The 701-nt window shown below is 55.9% G+C and carries 1 protein-coding gene; it reads right to left on the bottom strand.

The window, feature by feature from the left end; translation table 11 throughout:
• Window positions 1–162: 162 nt before the first annotated feature.
• Window positions 163–543: a hypothetical protein gene (locus IEW22_RS19855; protein ID WP_188589145.1), complete on the bottom strand. Its 381-nt coding sequence runs from the start codon at window positions 541–543 to the stop codon at window positions 163–165.
• Window positions 544–701 lie beyond the last annotated feature (158 nt).

Consider the following 701-nt stretch of genomic DNA (forward strand, 5'->3'; position numbering starts at 1 on the left):
CAAGTACGTGAAATGGCACGTCAAACGGGCTCACCACGCCGCCTGGCCGCAACCAACGAAACCAGCCGTCTACGCATCCAGACCCCTTAACTGAACGGTATTGGGCCTAAACGTGCTCAACACCTTTCATCACACCTCAAAAGCCGATCGGTGGATCGAGGCTTAGCCGGTCTGGTCGTCTACGGGCAAGGACCAGCCGTACAGGGGTTCTGAGGGCACTCCATCGACGGATACGTTGACGTAGCGGTCGGGGTTGGCGCGAATGTCATAGTCGGATGGATCATCACGATACGAATCCACCACTTGCACGCCTAGATTTGGCCGATACTTTTCGAGCATGCCAACTTCACCAACAAGAAATATGCTTCCAGTGGTGAAGTCCGATTGGGCTAGCTGCGCCATAAACGATCCGGCCTGGTTCGAAATGAACCGATCCGGATTCTTGTAAATCCTTAGCGCCGCGCTAAGCACAATGTCGACCACGCTGTTGGGCACAGTGTCGGTCGTCCAGTCCGAGTGCTGCGCGATAGCCTTGGCCTGCACTGATGCACTCCACAAGGCTTCGTCAGCTCGCGTAAGGTCGGCCCCGCTTAGCGTCAATACCGTTCAGTTAAGGTTACATGCGTGTAGTTTTAGGTGTATGCCTCGTGCTGGGTGGGTGAAGCCGGAGTCGGATCGTCGGTTGTCGGATGTGGTGTCGG

This window comes from Gordonia jinhuaensis, from assembly GCF_014639795.1.
Lineage (GTDB): Bacteria > Actinomycetota > Actinomycetes > Mycobacteriales > Mycobacteriaceae > Gordonia_B > Gordonia_B jinhuaensis.